Annotated in this window: 17 protein-coding genes and 1 tRNA gene; 9 read left to right on the top strand and 9 right to left on the bottom strand. The window is 62.5% G+C overall.

Annotated elements, in window-relative coordinates; genetic code table 11:
• Positions 1–24: 24 nt before the first annotated feature.
• Both B7H23_RS03420 and B7H23_RS03425 read right to left on the bottom strand, forming a co-directional pair.
• Complete coding sequence (locus tag B7H23_RS03420) at positions 25–948, bottom strand: pirin family protein (protein ID WP_094075962.1); 924 nt, start codon at positions 946–948, stop codon at positions 25–27.
• A 118-nt stretch (positions 949–1066) separates the two neighbouring features.
• The gene (locus tag B7H23_RS03425; RefSeq protein ID WP_240534957.1) at positions 1067–2449 is read right to left on the bottom strand and encodes a hypothetical protein; all 1383 of its coding nucleotides are present in this window, start codon (positions 2447–2449) and stop codon (positions 1067–1069) included.
• Positions 2450–2592: 143 nt separating this feature from the next.
• Here B7H23_RS03425 and B7H23_RS03430 point away from each other — a divergent pair, with 143 nt between their 5' ends.
• Complete coding sequence (locus B7H23_RS03430) at positions 2593–2871, top strand: hypothetical protein (RefSeq protein ID WP_094075963.1); 279 nt, start codon at positions 2593–2595, stop codon at positions 2869–2871.
• Between the two features lie 42 nt (positions 2872–2913).
• Here the strand turns inward: B7H23_RS03430 and coaBC are convergent, their stop codons facing one another.
• Positions 2914–4359 (bottom strand): bifunctional phosphopantothenoylcysteine decarboxylase/phosphopantothenate--cysteine ligase CoaBC, encoded by a 1446-nt coding sequence (gene coaBC, locus B7H23_RS03435; protein WP_094075964.1) that lies wholly within the window; start codon positions 4357–4359, stop codon positions 2914–2916.
• A gap of 74 nt (positions 4360–4433) precedes the next feature.
• On the opposite strand from coaBC, the gene B7H23_RS03440 reads away from it, so the two are divergent.
• Together B7H23_RS03440 and B7H23_RS03445 are read left to right on the top strand one after the other, a co-directional pair.
• Positions 4434–4847, top strand: a complete 414-nt coding sequence (locus B7H23_RS03440; RefSeq protein ID WP_094075965.1) for a hypothetical protein — start codon at positions 4434–4436, stop codon at positions 4845–4847.
• Between the two features lie 58 nt (positions 4848–4905).
• Positions 4906–5460, top strand: a complete 555-nt coding sequence (locus B7H23_RS03445; protein ID WP_094075966.1) for a cysteine hydrolase family protein — start codon at positions 4906–4908, stop codon at positions 5458–5460.
• A 3-nt stretch (positions 5461–5463) separates the two neighbouring features.
• Here the strand turns inward: B7H23_RS03445 and ubiB are convergent, their stop codons facing one another.
• Together ubiB and ubiE are read right to left on the bottom strand one after the other, a co-directional pair.
• Entirely contained in the window at positions 5464–7041 is a 1578-nt protein-coding gene (ubiB, locus tag B7H23_RS03450) for a 2-polyprenylphenol 6-hydroxylase (RefSeq protein WP_094075967.1), read from the bottom strand.
• 30 nt (positions 7042–7071) lie between these two features.
• On the bottom strand, positions 7072–7848 hold the full coding sequence (gene ubiE, locus B7H23_RS03455; protein WP_094076853.1) for a bifunctional demethylmenaquinone methyltransferase/2-methoxy-6-polyprenyl-1,4-benzoquinol methylase UbiE: 777 nt from the start codon (positions 7846–7848) through the stop codon (positions 7072–7074).
• A 195-nt stretch (positions 7849–8043) separates the two neighbouring features.
• On the opposite strand from ubiE, the gene B7H23_RS03460 reads away from it, so the two are divergent.
• Positions 8044–8586 carry a retropepsin-like aspartic protease family protein gene (locus B7H23_RS03460; RefSeq protein WP_158215753.1) on the top strand — a complete coding sequence of 181 codons (543 nt, stop codon included), beginning with the start codon at positions 8044–8046 and terminating at the stop codon, positions 8584–8586.
• A gap of 17 nt (positions 8587–8603) precedes the next feature.
• Here the strand turns inward: B7H23_RS03460 and B7H23_RS03465 are convergent, their stop codons facing one another.
• Positions 8604–9401 (bottom strand): purine-nucleoside phosphorylase, encoded by a 798-nt coding sequence (locus B7H23_RS03465; protein WP_094075969.1) that lies wholly within the window; start codon positions 9399–9401, stop codon positions 8604–8606.
• Between the two features lie 156 nt (positions 9402–9557).
• Here B7H23_RS03465 and B7H23_RS03470 point away from each other — a divergent pair, with 156 nt between their 5' ends.
• Together B7H23_RS03470 and B7H23_RS03475 are read left to right on the top strand one after the other, a co-directional pair.
• The gene (locus B7H23_RS03470) at positions 9558–10034 is read left to right on the top strand and encodes an acyl-CoA thioesterase (protein ID WP_094076854.1); all 477 of its coding nucleotides are present in this window, start codon (positions 9558–9560) and stop codon (positions 10032–10034) included.
• Positions 10031–10237: a SlyX family protein gene (locus B7H23_RS03475; RefSeq protein ID WP_094075970.1), complete on the top strand. Its 207-nt coding sequence runs from the start codon at positions 10031–10033 to the stop codon at positions 10235–10237. The genes B7H23_RS03470 and B7H23_RS03475 overlap by 4 nt, the downstream gene beginning before the upstream one ends.
• 11 nt (positions 10238–10248) lie before the next feature.
• On the opposite strand, the gene msrA is transcribed toward B7H23_RS03475, so the two are convergent.
• Entirely contained in the window at positions 10249–10929 is a 681-nt protein-coding gene (gene msrA, locus B7H23_RS03480; RefSeq protein ID WP_094075971.1) for a peptide-methionine (S)-S-oxide reductase MsrA, read from the bottom strand.
• Positions 10930–10965: 36 nt separating this feature from the next.
• Positions 10966–11283, bottom strand: coding sequence for a hypothetical protein (locus B7H23_RS03485; protein ID WP_094075972.1), 318 nt, complete (start codon positions 11281–11283; stop codon positions 10966–10968).
• A 285-nt stretch (positions 11284–11568) separates the two neighbouring features.
• On the opposite strand from B7H23_RS03485, the gene B7H23_RS03490 reads away from it, so the two are divergent.
• The 3 genes from B7H23_RS03490 to B7H23_RS03500 all read left to right on the top strand — a co-directional run bounded on the left by B7H23_RS03490 (position 11569) and on the right by B7H23_RS03500 (position 13534).
• A tRNA-Ser gene (locus tag B7H23_RS03490) sits at positions 11569–11658 on the top strand.
• A gap of 259 nt (positions 11659–11917) precedes the next feature.
• Entirely contained in the window at positions 11918–12763 is an 846-nt protein-coding gene (locus B7H23_RS03495) for a DUF6544 family protein (RefSeq protein ID WP_094075973.1), read from the top strand.
• 270 nt (positions 12764–13033) lie between these two features.
• Positions 13034–13534 carry a plastocyanin/azurin family copper-binding protein gene (locus tag B7H23_RS03500; RefSeq protein WP_094075974.1) on the top strand — a complete coding sequence of 167 codons (501 nt, stop codon included), beginning with the start codon at positions 13034–13036 and terminating at the stop codon, positions 13532–13534.
• A gap of 81 nt (positions 13535–13615) precedes the next feature.
• Here the strand turns inward: B7H23_RS03500 and B7H23_RS03505 are convergent, their stop codons facing one another.
• On the bottom strand, positions 13616–15994 hold the full coding sequence (locus tag B7H23_RS03505; RefSeq protein WP_094075975.1) for a 1-deoxy-D-xylulose-5-phosphate synthase N-terminal domain-containing protein: 2379 nt from the start codon (positions 15992–15994) through the stop codon (positions 13616–13618).
• Positions 15995–16022 lie beyond the last annotated feature (28 nt).

The following is a 16022-nucleotide window of genomic DNA, read 5'->3' on the forward strand; positions in this document are numbered from 1 at the left end:
AAGGCGGCCGATACTCCGAAGCCATCAGGAAAGGCCCACCGCCCCCTCGCGGATGAAATTGCCGGAGCGCAGATCCTGCATGGCCTGCATGATCTCCTCGCGGGTGTTCATCACGATCGGGCCGTGCCAGGCCACCGGCTCCTGGATCGGCTTGCCGGTCACGAGCAGAAAGCGGACGCCTTCATCACCAGCCTGCACGACGATCTCGTCGCCCGTATCGAACACGACGAGGGTGCGGTCGCCGCTCATGTCGCGCAGGTGAATTTCCTTGCCATCCACCTCCTTTTCGACCAGCACGCCAACCGGCTTGCTAGCGTCGCGGAAGGTGGCCGAACCCTCGAAAATATAGGCGAAGGCCGAGCGGTAGGTGTCTATCGGCAGGACCTTGCGGACACCGGGCGGAACGGAAATGTCGAGATATTGCGGATCGGCGGCGATGCCGTCGACCGGCCCGCTCTTGCCCCAGAACGAGCCGCTGACGATACGCACGGCCGTGCCGTCATCGTCGATTTCGACAGGAATGTCGCCGCTCGTGATATCCTGATAGCGCGGCGTCGTCATCTTCTGGTCGCGCGGCAGGTTGGCCCAGAGCTGGAAGCCGTGCATCCGCCCGGCCTTATCGCCCTTCGGCATTTCCTGATGCATGATGCCGGAGCCGGCCGTCATCCATTGCACATCGCCCGCTCCAAGGCTGCCATTGTTACCGAGGCTGTCGGCATGATCGACGATGCCCGCCAGGACATAGGTGATGGTTTCGATGCCGCGATGCGGATGCCAGGGAAAGCCCGCCGAATAGAGCCTCGGATCGTCGTTGCGGAAATCGTCCATCATCAGGAACGGATCGGTCAGCGACGGGTCGCCGAAGCCGAAAACACGTTCGAGCTGAACGCCGGCGCCCTCCATATGGGTCGTGGTGCCGGACATGGTCTTGACGGGTCGGATGGACATGGCGCTGTTCTCCTGCGCAATTGGTCTCGACCATGATCTGGGTGTTGCAGGCCAGCGCAACAATCGCCCTTTCGTTGACGAACTGTTCGCCTTTGAAGCCAAAGGATGCAGGCGGACCTCAGATCAGCACGGCCCAGAGGGTTACGAGTGACAGGGTTAGCACAACGACCGATACAAGAAACACCGTGCCGTTCCAGCTCGTACCCACCCGAACCGGCGTAATGTGGCCCATCTTGGCGATCAGCATGGTGGTCGCGGTGAAGGGCGATGTCAGCCCCGTCAGCGCCCAGCCGGAGACGATGGCCAGCACGATCAGCACTGCCGGAATGCCGAGCTGTTCGGGTGCTGGCAAGAGCGGCGCAAAGAGCGCAACGGAAAGGATGGGGTTCATGCCGATCTGACCGGCAAGCGGCACGAACAGCATGATCGCAAACAGCAGAAGCGGTATCGGCACCGCCGATAGATCGATCCCCATCGCCGCAATCCAGGGCTTGGCCAGGATACCGCCGACCGCGCCGATGAAGCCGGCCATGATGAGGAGAACCAGCTCGGAGCGGTAGGCCGGCAGATCGCGCATGACGAGATTGCCGAGCCGGCCTTGAAGGTCGGACACGCCGGCGCCGCCATGGCCGAAGGCTTCGATGGCCAGCCATGCCAAAGCGACGAGCGGCACGAACACCATGACGATGGCCGCCATGCGCAACCCGGTCAGCACCTCCAGCAGGCCGACGCCGCCGAAGATGATCAGAAGCAGCACGACAAGCGGCAGCAGATCGGCGAAAGCGCCTTCGGCGGCGCGCGTCTGCGGTCGCGGGCCCGTCAGTTTCGGCTTGATGAGCGTGTCGTGCGCCCAGCCGATCGCGGTGAACACCACCATGTGGAAGATGGCGAGCGGGACGGTCGCGGCCCAGCTCGCACCCGGCACGATTCCCGTGGTAATCACCATCGAAAAGGCAAGCGGCGACCAGAAGATGGAGGCGCAGAAGCCGCGCTGGATGGCGACCAGCATTCGCCTGTTGCGAATGGCCGCAACATCCGGATCGGTCTCTTCCGCCACCATGCGTTCGACCATCGTACCGAGAAGCTGGATCGCGCCGTAATTCAGGATCAGCGCGAAGAGATGGCCGCCCGTCGTCAGCGCCAAATAGCGCTTGCCCGGTGGGCGGCTGGCAAGATAGCGCCCGCAGCGATGAATGGCGGGCGAATGAGCTGCTGGAATGCGCAAGGTCGCCAAGGCGACGAAGAAGGCGCAGATGAAATTGGCCTGCACGACCCCACGCGACAAAATAGCCACCCAGTCCGGACGCGTCGCGACCGCAACGATAGCAAGCGCAACGCCGATGGCAACGAAGGCAAGACGCGTCCAGGCCAGTTTCGGCAGGGATAAAATTAGATAGATTAGTACCACGCCGCCAGCGGCCGCAGCCGCGGGTTCAAAGCCGGTCCACTCATAAAGAGCGGCGAAGGCCGTTGCGGCCAGAAGAAGGCAGCCGATCAACACGCAACGGGTCCGCTTGGGCAAGGCATGAACGCTTCTAGCCATATTGAGCCGCGGAAGGAAAGCGCCCTTGCCCGGAACGGACCGGCCGGGATGAGCGTTGGACCTGTCAGTTTGCAGACCCATTCATTTTCAGGAGTATCATTATGGCCGCCGAACACCCTTACGCCGCAGACAACGATGCGCAGGAAGACATGATCATCAACCCGCTGGGCGTGGCGGCCAGTGAGGATTTGTCGATCGAGGAGAAGCTCGACCGGCTCGTCGCCATGAAGCAGGCTGTCGGCCAGCGCGGTGCGGACGGCACGCTCGATCCTGGCCTGGTCTCACGTCAGATGCAGGATATCGACGTCGCCATGGCGCGGGTTCAGAGCCAATCCGATCCAGCCGACACCAGGGGCGGCGACCGCCGCCCGGACGCTTGAAACCCTCCCACCGGCAAAGCGCCGACGAAATCGGCCTATCGATCAGGCGGATAGCTGTTCCGCAATGGCGAGGACGAGCCGCTCCGCCACTTCGTCCTTGCTCATCTCCGGCCAGGTTTCCACACCCTTTGCGGTGGCGAGCGCGACGCGGTTGCGTTCGCCACCCATCACGCCGCCTGCCCCGCCGATCCCGCTATCATGGCTGACATCGTTTGCGACGACCATGTCTGCGCCTTTGCGGATGCGCTTTTCCTCGGCATAGGCTTCGACGTTTTGCGTTTCGGCGGCAAAGCCGACGATGAGTGCGGGCCGCATGTTTTCATGCCGGGCGATGGAAGCGAGAATGTCAGGATTTTCTGTCAGTTTCAGCTTGGTCAGCCCGCCTTCGGTCTTCTTGGTCTTCTGCTCGGCGATCCGGCTGGCGCGGTAATCGGCGACGGCGGCGACGAAAATTGCCACATCGGCGGGCAGTACCTCTTCGACCGCGGCCTTCATTTCCAGCGCGGTTTGCACGCGCACCACGTCCACGCCCTGCGGATCGGGCAGCGTCACCGGCCCCGAAACCAGCGTGACCTTCGCGCCGGCGCGGGCGCAGGCAGCGGCGATGGCGTGGCCCTGGCGGCCCGAAGACCGGTTTGCGATGTAGCGGACCGGATCGATCGGCTCGTGGGTCGGGCCGGAGGTGATCACCACATGGCGGCCGGCCAGAGGTCTATCGCCGACCAGTGGCGAGAACATACGCGCCGCCTCTTCGGCGATGGCGAGCGGCTCGGCCATCCGGCCCGGCCCCGCTTCGCCGCTTTCTGCCATTTCGCCGGTTTTCGGGCCGATGAGATGGCAGCCATCCACTTTGAGTTGCTCAACATTTCGTTGCGTCGCCGGATGCGACCACATGGCCGGATTCATGGCCGGGGCAAGAAGCACGGGTGCGCGGGTCGCGAGCAGCACCGCGCCGGCCAGATCGTCGGCGATCCCCTGGACCATTTTCGCCATGCGGTCGGCGGTCGCCGGTGCGACGATCACCAGATCAGCCGAACGGGCCAGCCGGATATGGCCGACATCGATTTCCGTCTGCCGGTCCCATAGATCGGTGTAACAGTGCCCGCCGGACAGCGCCGCCGCCGCCATCGGCGTCACGAATTGCTGGGCGGCCTCGGTCAGCACCACGCGAACCGCCGCGCCGCGCTCGCGAAGACGGCGGATCAGATCGAGCGATTTGTAGGCGGCGATGCCGCCACTGATAATAAGGAGAACGGTCCTGCCGGTCAGTTCGGTTCCGCTCAACGCGGAGGACTCCGTACCGCCATCGACGAGCGGCAGTGAGGCCTTGATCTCGCCAGCTTCGCCGTCCGCGCCGCCATCTTCCGATGCCAGATCGCGCAGCACCGTGCGCAGCTCCTCCTCGACCGAACGGCCATTGCCGGCGGCCCGCATGCGGATCGCCTGTTTGACCTCGTCCTCGATATTGCGGATCGTGATGCTAGCCATGGTCGCTCCTTCGCCAGAAAGAAGCGATAATGGCAGTGTGCAATCAGTGCAATCATTTCTGTTGCGGGAGGTTAATGATGAGCGTTTTGGCAAGGCTGGCGCTGGGCGCCATCATCGGTCTGTTCGCGGGTGCGCCCGGCGCATGGGCCACCGGCGAGATCGCATGCCGTGGCATCGAGGATGAGGAGGTGCGCGTCTCGCTCGGTTTCGGCACTCTGCCGGTCCTCAGCGTGATTTCGGCGCGGATCGAAACGCCGGACGGCGCCTACCAGCTGCGCGGCGGCGAGGACGCCACCGAGATCCGGTTTGGCGACGGCGCATTCCTGCAGGATGGGCTGATCGCCCGTTTCACCGACGACATCATCAACGAGGTGATCGCCGAATTGCGTATCGTCAATATGGAGGATGGGCGCGACCTCGCCTCGGTGGGCCTACTGCGCCTTCCGAACGAGGGCGCCGTTTATGCGTTGATCTGCGAAGGGCCTTGAGCCCAGGCATCGGGCGCACTAAGCTCGAACCTTCATTGCAAAGTAAGAAAACAACCTCGTGCTCGAGCGCCCTGCTCTTCTTGTGATCGATCTTACTGTGGATTTCCTTTCTTCGTGGAAACCCAGCCGACGAGACTTGCTCATCGCAAGAACCAATGCTCTCGTTCACCTTTTTCGCGAGCGCAAAAGACCGGTCATCTGGGTCCGTCAGGAATTCAAATCTGATCTCAGCGATGCGTTTCTGGAAATGCGGGACAAGAAATTGCGTATCAACATAGCCGGGACAGCCGGAGCAGATCTCCATCCCGATCTCGAAAAGCACTTCGAAGACACCGTGATCGTAAAGAAGCGCTACAGCCCATTCTATGGTACCGATCTCGACATCCTGCTTTCAAAGCAAGCTATCCGTTCCCTCGTCATCGCTGGCATAAATACTCACGCATGCGTGCGCATGGCCGCGATTGATGCCTATCAGCGTGACATGCGTGTTGTGCTGGCTAGGGAGGCGATCGGTTCATACGATCAAGGTCACGCCAAAACGACCACTGACTACCTCGATGGAAAGATCGCCCATGTCCTTGATACGAAAAAAATTTATTTCTTGATGTCTTAACACTCAGCTGACCTGAATGGCGATCCAGACCGCCGATGCGGCAATGAGCCAGAGTGCCGCACGGCCCCAGCGCGTGTGCCGGGCTTCGGCTTTGCCGATCTCTTCAGCCGTCTGCGGATCGAAGCGCAGGCCGTTCTCGATCATGGAATCCATTTCGAGCGATAGTCGCTCGGCGCGCTCGGCCAGCGCCGGCGCCTGCCTCAGAAGTCCGAGCCCTGCCTGAACGCCGGTCCTCGCATCGGTCAGAAGGGCCTGGGGTCCGAGCTGTTCGGTCAGATATTCACGAACCACCGGTTCGGCGGCCTGCCACATATTGAAATGCGGATCGAGCGACCGGGCCACGCCCTCGACCGTCACCATCGTCTTTTGCAGCATGATCAGCTGCGGCTGGGTTTCCATGTCGAACAGTTCCGTCACCTCGAACAGGAGCGTAAGGAGCTTGGCCATGGAAATGGTCTCGGCGCTCTGGCCGTGGATCGGCTCGCCGATGGCGCGGATGGCCTGGGCGAAGCTTGCCGGGTCGTGCCGCTTGGGCACATAGCCGGCCTCGAAATGCACATCGGCGACGCGGCGATAATCGCGGGTTATGAAGCCGTAGAGAATATCGGCCAGGAACCGTCGTTCACGAAGGCCGAGCCGGCCCGAAATGCCGAGATCGACCGCCACGATCGTACCGTCCGGCTCCACGAAGAGATTGCCCGGATGCATGTCGGCGTGGAAGAAGCCGTCGCGCATGGCGTGGCGTAGAAAAGACTGGATCAGACAAACGGCGAGCGCCGACATGTCGAGGCCGCTGGCGCGTAGCGCCTCCACATTCGACAGTTTGATGCCGTCGATCCACTCCATGGTCACGACGTCGCGCCCGGTTCGTTCCCAGTCCACGGCGGGCGTGCGAAAGCCTGGGTCGTCGAGCGTATTTTCTCCCAGTTCCGACAGCGCGGCTGCTTCCAGCCGCAGATCCATCTCGATCCGGGTGGTCTGCGCCAGCGTTCGTGCGATTTCGACCGGGCGCAGGCGGCGCGTGTTCGGAACGAAACGCTCCTGCATCCGGGCGGCCAGAAAGAAGCTTTCCAGATCGTTGAAGAAGCGGCGGCGCACGCCGGGCCGTATCACCTTTACGGCTACCTTGTGATGGCGACCGTCCGGGCCGAGGATCACCGCCGGATGAACCTGCGCGATTGATGCGGCGGCCACCGGCTCGTGGAGCTTGACGAACACATCGTCGCAGGGTCGGCCGATCGATTCCTCGACGGCATGACGGGAATCCGTGATCGAGAAGGTCTCCATCCTGTCGTGCAGAACGGACAGATCCTCGGCGAGATCGGCGCCCACAATATCGGGTCGGGTCGCCAGAAACTGGCCGAGTTTGACATAGGACGGTCCGAGCCGTTCGATAGCACGCGAAATACGGGTGGCACGATCCTGCACCCGCGCACGCGGACGCGCCAGCCACCGGCCGATCCGCCAGACGAAGCGCGGCATCCCCTCGAGCTGATCGCCAGGCAGAGCCGCCACCACACCTTCGCGGGCAAAGATCCACCCTGCCCGCATCAGCCTGAACTGCGCGCCAATCGCCGTCACGCGGCCAACTCCTTCGCCATGGTCCTGATCCTAGATCTTCCAGCCAGAGTGACAGGCGGCGATGCCGCCGGAATAGTCGCGCCAGGCGACGCGCTCGAAACCGGCCTGTTCGATCATGGCCGCGAACTCGCTCTGACGTGGAAATTTGCGGATGCTTTCCACCAGATATTGATAGGGTTCCGCTTCGCCGGTCACCATCCTGCCGATCTGGGGAATGACGCGGAAGGACCATTGTTCGTAGACCTTCTCCAGAAACGGCATGTCGACTTCCGAGAATTCCAGACAGAGGAAGCGACCGCCCGGCTTCAGCACCCGATAGGCTTCGGTGAGAGCCCGATCGATATGCGGCACGTTGCGAATGCCGAAGGCGATCGTATAGGCGTCGAACGTATCGTCCTCGAAGGGCAACGCCTCCGCATTGGCCTCGACGAATGTCAGCCGATCCAGAAGACCGGCCTTGCCCGCCCGTTCCGCGCCGACATCGAGCATTGACCCGTTAATGTCGAGCACCGTCACCTGAGCGTTGCCGCGCGAGGCATCGACAATGCGAAAGGCGATGTCGCCGGTGCCGCCAGCCACGTCGAGCGACGACCAGCCCGGCCGTTTTCCCGGCTGAAGCCAGGCCACCATCGCGCTCTTCCAAGCGCGATGCATGCCCATGCTCATCAGGTCGTTCATCAGATCGTAGCGACGGGCGACGGTGTGAAAAACCGTATCGACCTTCGCCTGTTTCTCGTCTTCGCCGACCCTTTGGAATCCGTAGGAGGTTTCCATACCGCCGGCGGCGGTTGTGCGATCTGTCGACATGATATCCTTTCCGAAGAGTGTTCTTCCCGGATCGATTGGCTGGCGCATAACAGATCGGCTACGGCAAGGCGAGATCAGTCAGGCTGTTCCTGCCGATATATGCAACTGGACGCACTGCTTTAACCGTCGTTGAAGACCCATCGGCTAAAATGAAGGTCCGCCGATCGATTTCCAGGTCCCGACATGCTTTTTCGAATGGTTCTTCCTGCTGCCGCCATCGCGCTTCTGATCGCTTATGCCGGGCCGAAGATCATCGAACGGCAGCTCGACCGGATTTCATCGGAAAAAGAGGTGGCGGACCCCTTGGAAGCCACGGCTTCTGTAGCGTCCATCGAACCTACCTCGCCGCAGCCGATACTGGATGGCTGGGATCGTCAATACGTCATGACGGCCGACGCCGGCGGCCATTTTCGCGGAACCTTCATTCTGAACGGCAAGCCGTTTCAGGCGATGGTCGATACGGGCGCGACACATGTCGCCATCAACCAGTCCATGGCACGGCAGGTCGGGCTCAACCTGATCCCGGCCGATTTTACCCACGAGGTGCAGACCGCCAATGGACGCGCCAAAGTGGCGCTCGCCGAGTTGCACAGCGTTCAGATCGGTCCCATCCGCCGGGAGCGCGTGTCCGTTCTCGTGACGCCCGACAGCGCGCTTTCGACGCCGCTGATCGGCATGAGCTTTCTGAAGCAGTTGAAGTTCGAGATCGCGAAGGGCCGCCTCGCCTTCCAGGGATAAAGCCCGGGCAACAGTCTTCAACCGATATCGGCCACGGCCTGGCGCATGATCGCGGAAAGCCGCGCGCCGCCCTGTTTGGCCACCCGCTGCGTCTGTTCGTGCGACAGCGGCTCGGTCTGCATGCCGGCGCCCAGATTGGTGATCATCGACATGGCGCCGACCCGCAATCCGTAAAATCGCGAGAGGATCACTTCGGGCACGGTCGACATGCCGACCGCATCGGCGCCGATATGGCGCGCCATGCGAATCTCGGCGGGCGTTTCGAAGGACGGGCCACTGAACCAGCAATAGACGCCTTTGTGGATCGGCTCGCCGACCTTGGCGGCGGCAGCGGCGATGGTTCGGCTCAGTGCAGGGTCGTAGGCGTGCGACATATCGATGAAGCCGTCGCCGCCGGCGCGACCGATCAAGGGGTTCGGCCCAAGGGCGATATGATCCTCGATCAGCATGACGCTGGCCGGACCCATCGTTTCGTGAACGGAGCCGGCGGCATTGGTGAGCAGCAGCGTTTCGATGCCGAGACCGGCCAGCGATTCCAAAGCGCCAGCCATCGCCGCCGGATCGCCGCTTTCGTAATAATGCGAACGACCCGCCAGCATAAGAATCGAGCGACCGGCGAACTCGCCAGCCACCACTTCGCCGGCATGACCCGGCACGGTCGAGACCGGAAAAGCCGGCAGATCGGCATAGGGAATGCGGATCGCATCCACCACCTCCGAGGCCAGCGGCCCGAGACCCGATCCGAGAACCATGGCCAGCGTCGGCGTTCGTCCTTCCAGACGTTCGATCAGAATATCCACCGTCCGTTTCGCCATGCGATGCTTCCTCTATTGCCTTGGGCGCAGTTTGCGGCATTCCGTGATGGCTGCAAGCGCGATTTTCGCCGCAAGCTCGACAGTCCACCGTTCGGCTGCCAAGTTCCGCGAGGATCAGGGCTGAAGGACAGGCAGGAACCCCAGGACGATGCGTTTATGAACGAGATCGGGACAAGCGGCGCAAGCAGGCGAACCAGGCGGGGCGGGCGCGCCGATTACCGTATCTTTCGAACACTGACCACACGCTGGTCCGACAATGACGTCTATGGCCATATGAACAATGTCGTTCACTACGCGCTGTTCGACACCGCAGTGAATGGCTGGCTGATCGAAAAGCAGGTTCTCGATCCGCTTAAGGGCGCGAATATCGGTCTGGTCGTCGAAACCGGTTGCCGCTATTTCGCCGAGCTTGCGTTTCCCGATGCGGTGACGGCCGGCATTCGCGTGGCGCGTGTCGGCACGTCCTCGGTGCGCTATGAGGTCGGGCTCTTTCGAGGAGAAACCGACGAGCCGGCCGCCGAAGGCCATTTCGTTCACGTCTATGTGGACCGGCTCACCCGTCGCCCGGCATCGCTCGCCGACGATTTGCGAACGCTGCTTCAAACCGCTCTCGCGGAGGAAGAACCATTATGAGCGATGCGGAGACCATCGCCGATCTGCAAAGCCGGATCGCCGAACTGGAGCGCGAGTTGGAGACGCTGAACGGCGTCGTAACCGATCAGGCGACGACCATTGCAGCCGTGGAAAAGCGCATGGCGGCGCTCATCGAACGATTTCTGGCGGTGGAAGAGCAGGCGGGCGGCGACGTGCCCATCGACAGGCCGCCGCACTGGTAGGCGAAAGGCGACTACTGCGCCGCTGTCGCTTCCACGCCTGTCGGGGCCGGGCATGAGACGCCCGTGCCCGCAAGGCCGCAATAGCCGTTCGGCACCTTTTGCAGATATTGCTGGTGATCGGCCTCGGCGTAGAAAAACTCCGGCGCCTGCCGAATCTCCGTCGTAATCCTGCCCTTGCGGCCCGCACCGGCCAGCGCGGCCTGATAATCGTCCCGGCTTTGCAACGCCGCCTCGTGCTGCGCGTCGGACGTCGTGTAAATCGCCGAGCGGTAGGTCGTGCCAATATCGTTGCCCTGCCGCATGCCCTGGGTCGGATCATGCTCTTCCCAGAACAGCTTCAGAAGCGACTCATAGGAAACCTTCGCCGGATCGAACACGACTTTCACGATCTCGGCATGGCCTGTCTGCCCGGTGGTCGTCTCATGATAGGTCGGGTTAGGCGTATAGCCACCGGCGTAGCCAACGGCGGTCGAAATCACGCCCGGCGTCTTCCAGAACAGCCGCTCGGCGCCCCAGAAGCAGCCCATGCCGAAATAGGCGGTTTCGGTGCCGGCATCGAACGGCCCCTTGAGCGGCGTGCCGAAGACGGCGTGGGTTTCGGCCGTCTTCATCGGCTCGTCGCGTCCGCGAAGCGCATTGGCCGGTTCCGGCATATCGGTTTTCTTCTTCAGCATGTCGGACAGAAAGAACATCGTTTGCCTCCCGGAAAGATCGCTAGGTGCCCGACGTCAGACCGGCGCGGCGAAGCCGCGCTCTCGTCGGCGCTTGTGTCCGATCATATAGGAGAGAAGGGCCATGATTGCGAAGAGAACGGCGCCCGGCACCGACAGCACTGCCGACGCCAACCACCAAAGCGATGCGTCGATGCCCTGAAGGCTGTCCCGCAGACCAAGCGTCAAGCGCGGCAGGGCAGCCTGCATCGATTCGAGCAGCGGCGTCATCACGATGGCCGAAGCCGCAACCGACCGGCTGATATCGATCACTGCGAGAATGATGGCGATGGCCAAAAGAAAAAGCGACAAAGCGCGAAAGACAAAACGGATCATTGCGGTTCGATAGCTCGTCGATGGAACGAATGGTGATGCCCCTCATAAGACGGCACGAGCGGGCCGTCCATGTATCCGGCGCATTTGCATCTGCTGCATCTGCGCGTGCCTGCCGCCGGATGTTGGAGAAGGGCGGCAAGGACCCTCTCGGCGGCAAGGTTGAAAAGGGCACGCCGACGCAGCAAATAAGCCCTTGCCCTCGCGATGGTTCTGGCTATAGTCCGCGCCGCCTGCAAAGGCTTACGGTCCGCCAGCGAATTTCGATTCCGGCCGACCGGATTCCCCGGTGAGGTGGCCGAGTGGTTGAAGGCGCACGCCTGGAACGCGTGTATACGGGAAACCGTATCGAGGGTTCGAATCCCTCTCTCACCGCCATTTGCGTTTCTGTCACACCCCGACAACGAAATTCTCTCCAAGCCTCGTCCATACGGCGGTCAGGCCAATAGGAGCCGCCCGACGCCGAGATTTGGCAGAGCGCTTTTGCGAAAAAGTGCGCGGCCATAAACGTTCCGCCCCCGGATCGATTGAGGCTTGGAAGGCTTTCCCATCCCACCAGTCTCAAGATAGTATACCTTTGACGACGCGATGCCTGACGGCGGTTCCTGCCATGCAGTCACGGTAAATCGAGCCAGACATGCGTATGATTCTGATTCTTCTGCCCGTGCTGACGGCCGCCATGCTTGCAGGCCTGCTCGGCTGGCGGCAGTTCGACCGTCGCGCGGATCGTATCGAAACCGATCGCCTGATCGGGTTGCAGCCAGCCCATCCCGACATGTTTTCTGCTGCCATGGTCGCCAATCTTCCGGAGCCCGCGCGGCGCTTTCTCACCTTCGCCATCGCCGAGGGCACGCCGCTCTATACGGTCGCCCGGATCGAGATGGAAGGACAGTTCGGCATGGGCGACAAAGAGAAGCCGGGCTATCAGCCGATGCGCGCAACACAGGTGATCGCCGCTCCCGAAGGCTTTGTCTGGGCGATGTCGGGCGGATCGGGGACGATGCGCATGTCGGGCTCCGACAGCGGCACCTGGACGCGGTTCTGGCTCTTCGGCCTGTTGCCGGTCGCTCGGGCAGGCGGCACAGCCGATCATGTCCGTTCGGCCTTCGGGCGCTACGTCTCCGAAGCGGTGTTCTGGACACCGGCTGCCGTCCTTCCCGGTCCGAACGTCACCTGGGAGCCTCTGTCAGAAAATGCCGCCCGCGTGACGATGCGGCACGGCGATCTGGAGCAAGCCGTCGATATCGTCATCGACGATGATGGCAAACCGCTATACGTCTCCTTCATGCGCTGGACCGATGCAAACCCGGACAAGATGCATCGCCTGCAGCCGTTCGGCGGCTATCTTTCCGCATTCCGCGACTTCGAGGGCTTTACCGTGCCGACACATATAGAGGCGGGCAACATGTTCGGGACCGAGGATTACTTTCCCTTTTTCATCGCAGATGTAACCGAAGTCCGCTTTCCCTGGCCCGGCTCCTAGTCGGCGCCTGCATAGAAAATTTGGCGGATTGCCGCGGCACACGGGTGAGCAGCCGGTCGGCCAGACTTTCCGCACCACCTGCCCGCGGGTCTGCGCCCGGCGCGTGGCCGTTCGCTGGACGTCAGATTCAACACTTCTCCAGAACTCTCCGCCATCCTTCCTTGCGCCTGACGTCTCGGGGCCGTTTCGGCAAATAATTGTCATTGGTCAAGGAAGCGATCCGCCCGATCGACGATATTGCCCGGCGCAAACTGGCGGAGAATCGTATCAATGACAAGGGCACTGAAGACATTGCGGCGAGGCCGTCTCCAGATCTGGCTGGCCGCACTGGTTTTCCTGGCTGCTCCGGGCGCCCAGACCGCGAAGGCCGATTCGATATCGGTGGATCAGATCACCGATTTGTCGGCCAAGGGCGCGCGAACGATGTTCCGTTTCGCGCCAGAACTTGTCCGAATCGACGCGGGCGGCACTATCGAAATCCGCAATTCCGTCCGCGGCCATACGGTGCATTCGATACCGGAACTTTGGCCCGCCGACGCACCGCCGGTCGCGATTTCGTATCGCCCCAGCGCAGTCGTCCGATTCACAGAATCGGGGCTTTACGGGCTGACCTGCAAGCGACATGGCGTTTACGGCATGGTGATGCTGGTTCTCGTCGGCGATGCCGAATCGCCGGACGATCTGAACGACCGCATCGAAGCTGCAAAGCTGTCGGACGACGCCAGGCAGAAACTGAAATCCATCGCGGCGGGCGGAGGTCTGCTGGACTGACCGGTCCAGGCAGAAAACGGCGCCACTCCCAATCTGGAAGAGTGGCACCGATCGAATGCGTTCGTCGCGTGACGCGCCGTTTCAAGCCATAAGACGGATCGGCCGGCCGGGCGCGATACGGCTCGCGGCCGCGACGATCGCGTCGGCATCGATTCCGAAATGGCGGTAGAGATCGCCGATGGTGCCGGTCTGGCCGAAATGCTCCACCCCGAGCGGCACAGTGCGATGGCCGGCGACGGCGCCGAGCCAGGACAAGGTTGCCGGATGGCCGTCGATCACCGTGATGAGAGTGCAGTGCGAAGGCAGCCGACCGAGCAGCCGTTCGGCAAGGCTTTCCGCGGCGGCCTGCCCCCTCGCCCGCGCGCGGCGCGCGGCCGTCCAGCCGGCATTCAGCCGGTCGGCAGACGTCACCGCCAAAACGCCGATGTCGCGGCGGTCTCCGGCGATCCGGCCAGCCGCCTCGATAGCCTGATCGGCCACCGTGCCCTGATAGGCGATCACGACTTCGGCATTGTGCCCCGGTTCACGCAGCCAATAGGCCCCATCGATGACACCCTGTTCGAAAGCCGCGTCGTCACGGTGGTGGGGCTGTTCCATTGGCCGTGTCGACAGCCGCAGATAGACCGATCCGCCAGTCTCGTCGCGCAGCCAGGTGCGCTCGTCCGGATCGCCCTCGCCGTCACGCTGGAGATAGTCGAAAGACCAGTCCATGATGATGGAGAGTTCGTCGAGAAAAGCCGGCTCGAACGCCGCCAGCCCGTCCTGCGCCATGCCGATCAGCGGTGTGCCGATCGACTGATGCGCCCCGCCTTCGGGCGCGAGTGTCACGCCGGACGGTGTGCCGACCAAAAGGAAGCGTGCATCCTGATAGCAGGCGTAGTTCAGCGCATCGAGGCCACGCGCGACAAAGGGGTCGTAAACCGTGCCGACGGGAATCAGCCGTTCGCCGAACAGGCTGTGGCTGAGGCCCGCCGCGCCCAGCATCAGCATCAGGTTCATCTCGGCAATGCCGAGTTCGATATGCTGGCCGTTCGGCGAGAAGGCCCATTTCTGCGCGGAGGGAATGCGTTCGTCGCGGAACGTGTCGGCGCGCGCGTCACGGGCAAAGAGACCTCGCCGGTTCACCCATCCGCCAAGATTGGTCGAGACCGTGACGTCGGGCGAGCAGGTCAGGATCCGGTCGGCGAGCGGCCCGCCCTGCCGGGCGATCTGATCGAGAATCTTGCCGAAGCCGGCCTGAGTGGACAGAACCTTGTCGTTCAGCGTCACCCGTTCCGGGCAAGACAGCGCCGGGGCAGCGTAGCGGCGCGCGCCCTTGGCGAAAAACGGGACATCGTTGAGAAAGCCTCGCAGCTTCGCCTCGTCCGATACAGCGGCGAACGGCTGCCACTCTTCGCCCTCCGGCACGGCCATGGCCGTCTGGAACTCGGCCATCTGGGCGGGCGTCATCAGGCCGGCATGGTTATCCTTATGGCCGGCAAGCGGCGTACCCCATCCCTTGACGGTGTAAGCCAGAAACACGGTCGGGGTGTCGTCGGATTTCGCTTCGTCGAATGCTTCGCAGAGACTTTGCAGGCAGTGTCCGCCGAGATTTTCCATCAGCCGGGCCAGTTCGGCATCGTCCCGCCGGTCGATCAGGGCGCGGGCTTCGCTGTCCTCGCCGAAATCCTCTATCAGGCGTTTGCGCCAGGCTGCGCCGCCCTGAAAGGTCAGGGCCGAGTAGAGCGCATTGGGGCAGTCGTCGATCCAATTGCGCAGCGCCTCGCCGCCCGGCTCGTCAAAGGCAGCGCGTTGCAGCGCACCGTATTTCAGGCGCACCACCCTCCAGCCAAAGGCGGAGAAGATCGCCTCGATGCGCCCGAACAGGCCTTCGCGCACCACGCCATCCAGGCTCTGGCGGTTGTAGTCGATCACCCACCAGACATTGCGCAGATCGTGCTTCCAGCCTTCCTGCAGGGCTTCGTAAATATTGCCTTCGTCCAGTTCGGCATCGCCGATCAGCGCGACCATGCGGCCGAGCGGCGCTTCGCGACCGTGACCTTCGAGATAGTCCTGGACCATGGATGCAAAGGAGGTAATGGCAACGCCGAGCCCGACGGAGCCGGTGGAGAAATCGACATCGTCGACATCCTTGGTGCGCGACGGATAGCTCTGCACGCCGCCATAGCCGCGAAAATTCTGCATCTTTTCCAAGGGCATATTGCCCATCAGATAGTGGATGGCATGGAAGACGGGGCCGGCATGCGGTTTCACCGCAATACGATCCTCTGGCCGCAAGGCGTGGAAATAGAGCGCCGTCAGGATCGCCGCCATGGACGCGGATGACGCCTGATGGCCGCCGACCTTGACGTCACCCTCATCCTTGTCCCGCAGATGATTGGCGTTGTGGATCGTCCAGCAGGACAGCCACAGCAACCGCCGATGCAGCGTTTCGAGGTGATCGATATCAAGCTCAGTCATCGCGCTCTTTCTCCCATGGCGTCTGTTC

The sequence above is a fragment of the Notoacmeibacter marinus genome (assembly GCF_002238045.1).
GTDB classification, from domain to species: domain Bacteria; phylum Pseudomonadota; class Alphaproteobacteria; order Rhizobiales; family Rhizobiaceae; genus Notoacmeibacter; species Notoacmeibacter marinus.

Excerpts from the sequence above, each read along its gene's own strand:
- ubiE (WP_094076853.1), bottom strand. The coding sequence starts at position 7,848 with ATGTCGACAGATCGCACAACCGCCGCCGGCGGTATGGAAACCTCCTAC.
- B7H23_RS03430 (WP_094075963.1), top strand. The coding sequence starts at position 2,593 with ATGGCCGCCGAACACCCTTACGCCGCAGACAACGATGCGCAGGAAGAC.
- B7H23_RS03420 (WP_094075962.1), bottom strand. The coding sequence starts at position 948 with ATGTCCATCCGACCCGTCAAGACCATGTCCGGCACCACGACCCATATG.
- B7H23_RS03500 (WP_094075974.1), top strand. The coding sequence starts at position 13,034 with ATGACAAGGGCACTGAAGACATTGCGGCGAGGCCGTCTCCAGATCTGG.
- B7H23_RS03495 (WP_094075973.1), top strand. The coding sequence starts at position 11,918 with ATGCGTATGATTCTGATTCTTCTGCCCGTGCTGACGGCCGCCATGCTT.
- B7H23_RS03485 (WP_094075972.1), bottom strand. The coding sequence starts at position 11,283 with ATGATCCGTTTTGTCTTTCGCGCTTTGTCGCTTTTTCTTTTGGCCATC.
- B7H23_RS03465 (WP_094075969.1), bottom strand. The coding sequence starts at position 9,401 with ATGGCGAAACGGACGGTGGATATTCTGATCGAACGTCTGGAAGGACGA.
- coaBC (WP_094075964.1), bottom strand. The coding sequence starts at position 4,359 with ATGGCTAGCATCACGATCCGCAATATCGAGGACGAGGTCAAACAGGCG.
- B7H23_RS03460 (WP_158215753.1), top strand. The coding sequence starts at position 8,044 with ATGGTTCTTCCTGCTGCCGCCATCGCGCTTCTGATCGCTTATGCCGGG.
- B7H23_RS03475 (WP_094075970.1), top strand. The coding sequence starts at position 10,031 with ATGAGCGATGCGGAGACCATCGCCGATCTGCAAAGCCGGATCGCCGAA.
- B7H23_RS03505 (WP_094075975.1), bottom strand. The coding sequence starts at position 15,994 with ATGACTGAGCTTGATATCGATCACCTCGAAACGCTGCATCGGCGGTTG.
- B7H23_RS03440 (WP_094075965.1), top strand. The coding sequence starts at position 4,434 with ATGATGAGCGTTTTGGCAAGGCTGGCGCTGGGCGCCATCATCGGTCTG.
- msrA (WP_094075971.1), bottom strand. The coding sequence starts at position 10,929 with ATGTTCTTTCTGTCCGACATGCTGAAGAAGAAAACCGATATGCCGGAA.
- B7H23_RS03470 (WP_094076854.1), top strand. The coding sequence starts at position 9,558 with ATGAACGAGATCGGGACAAGCGGCGCAAGCAGGCGAACCAGGCGGGGC.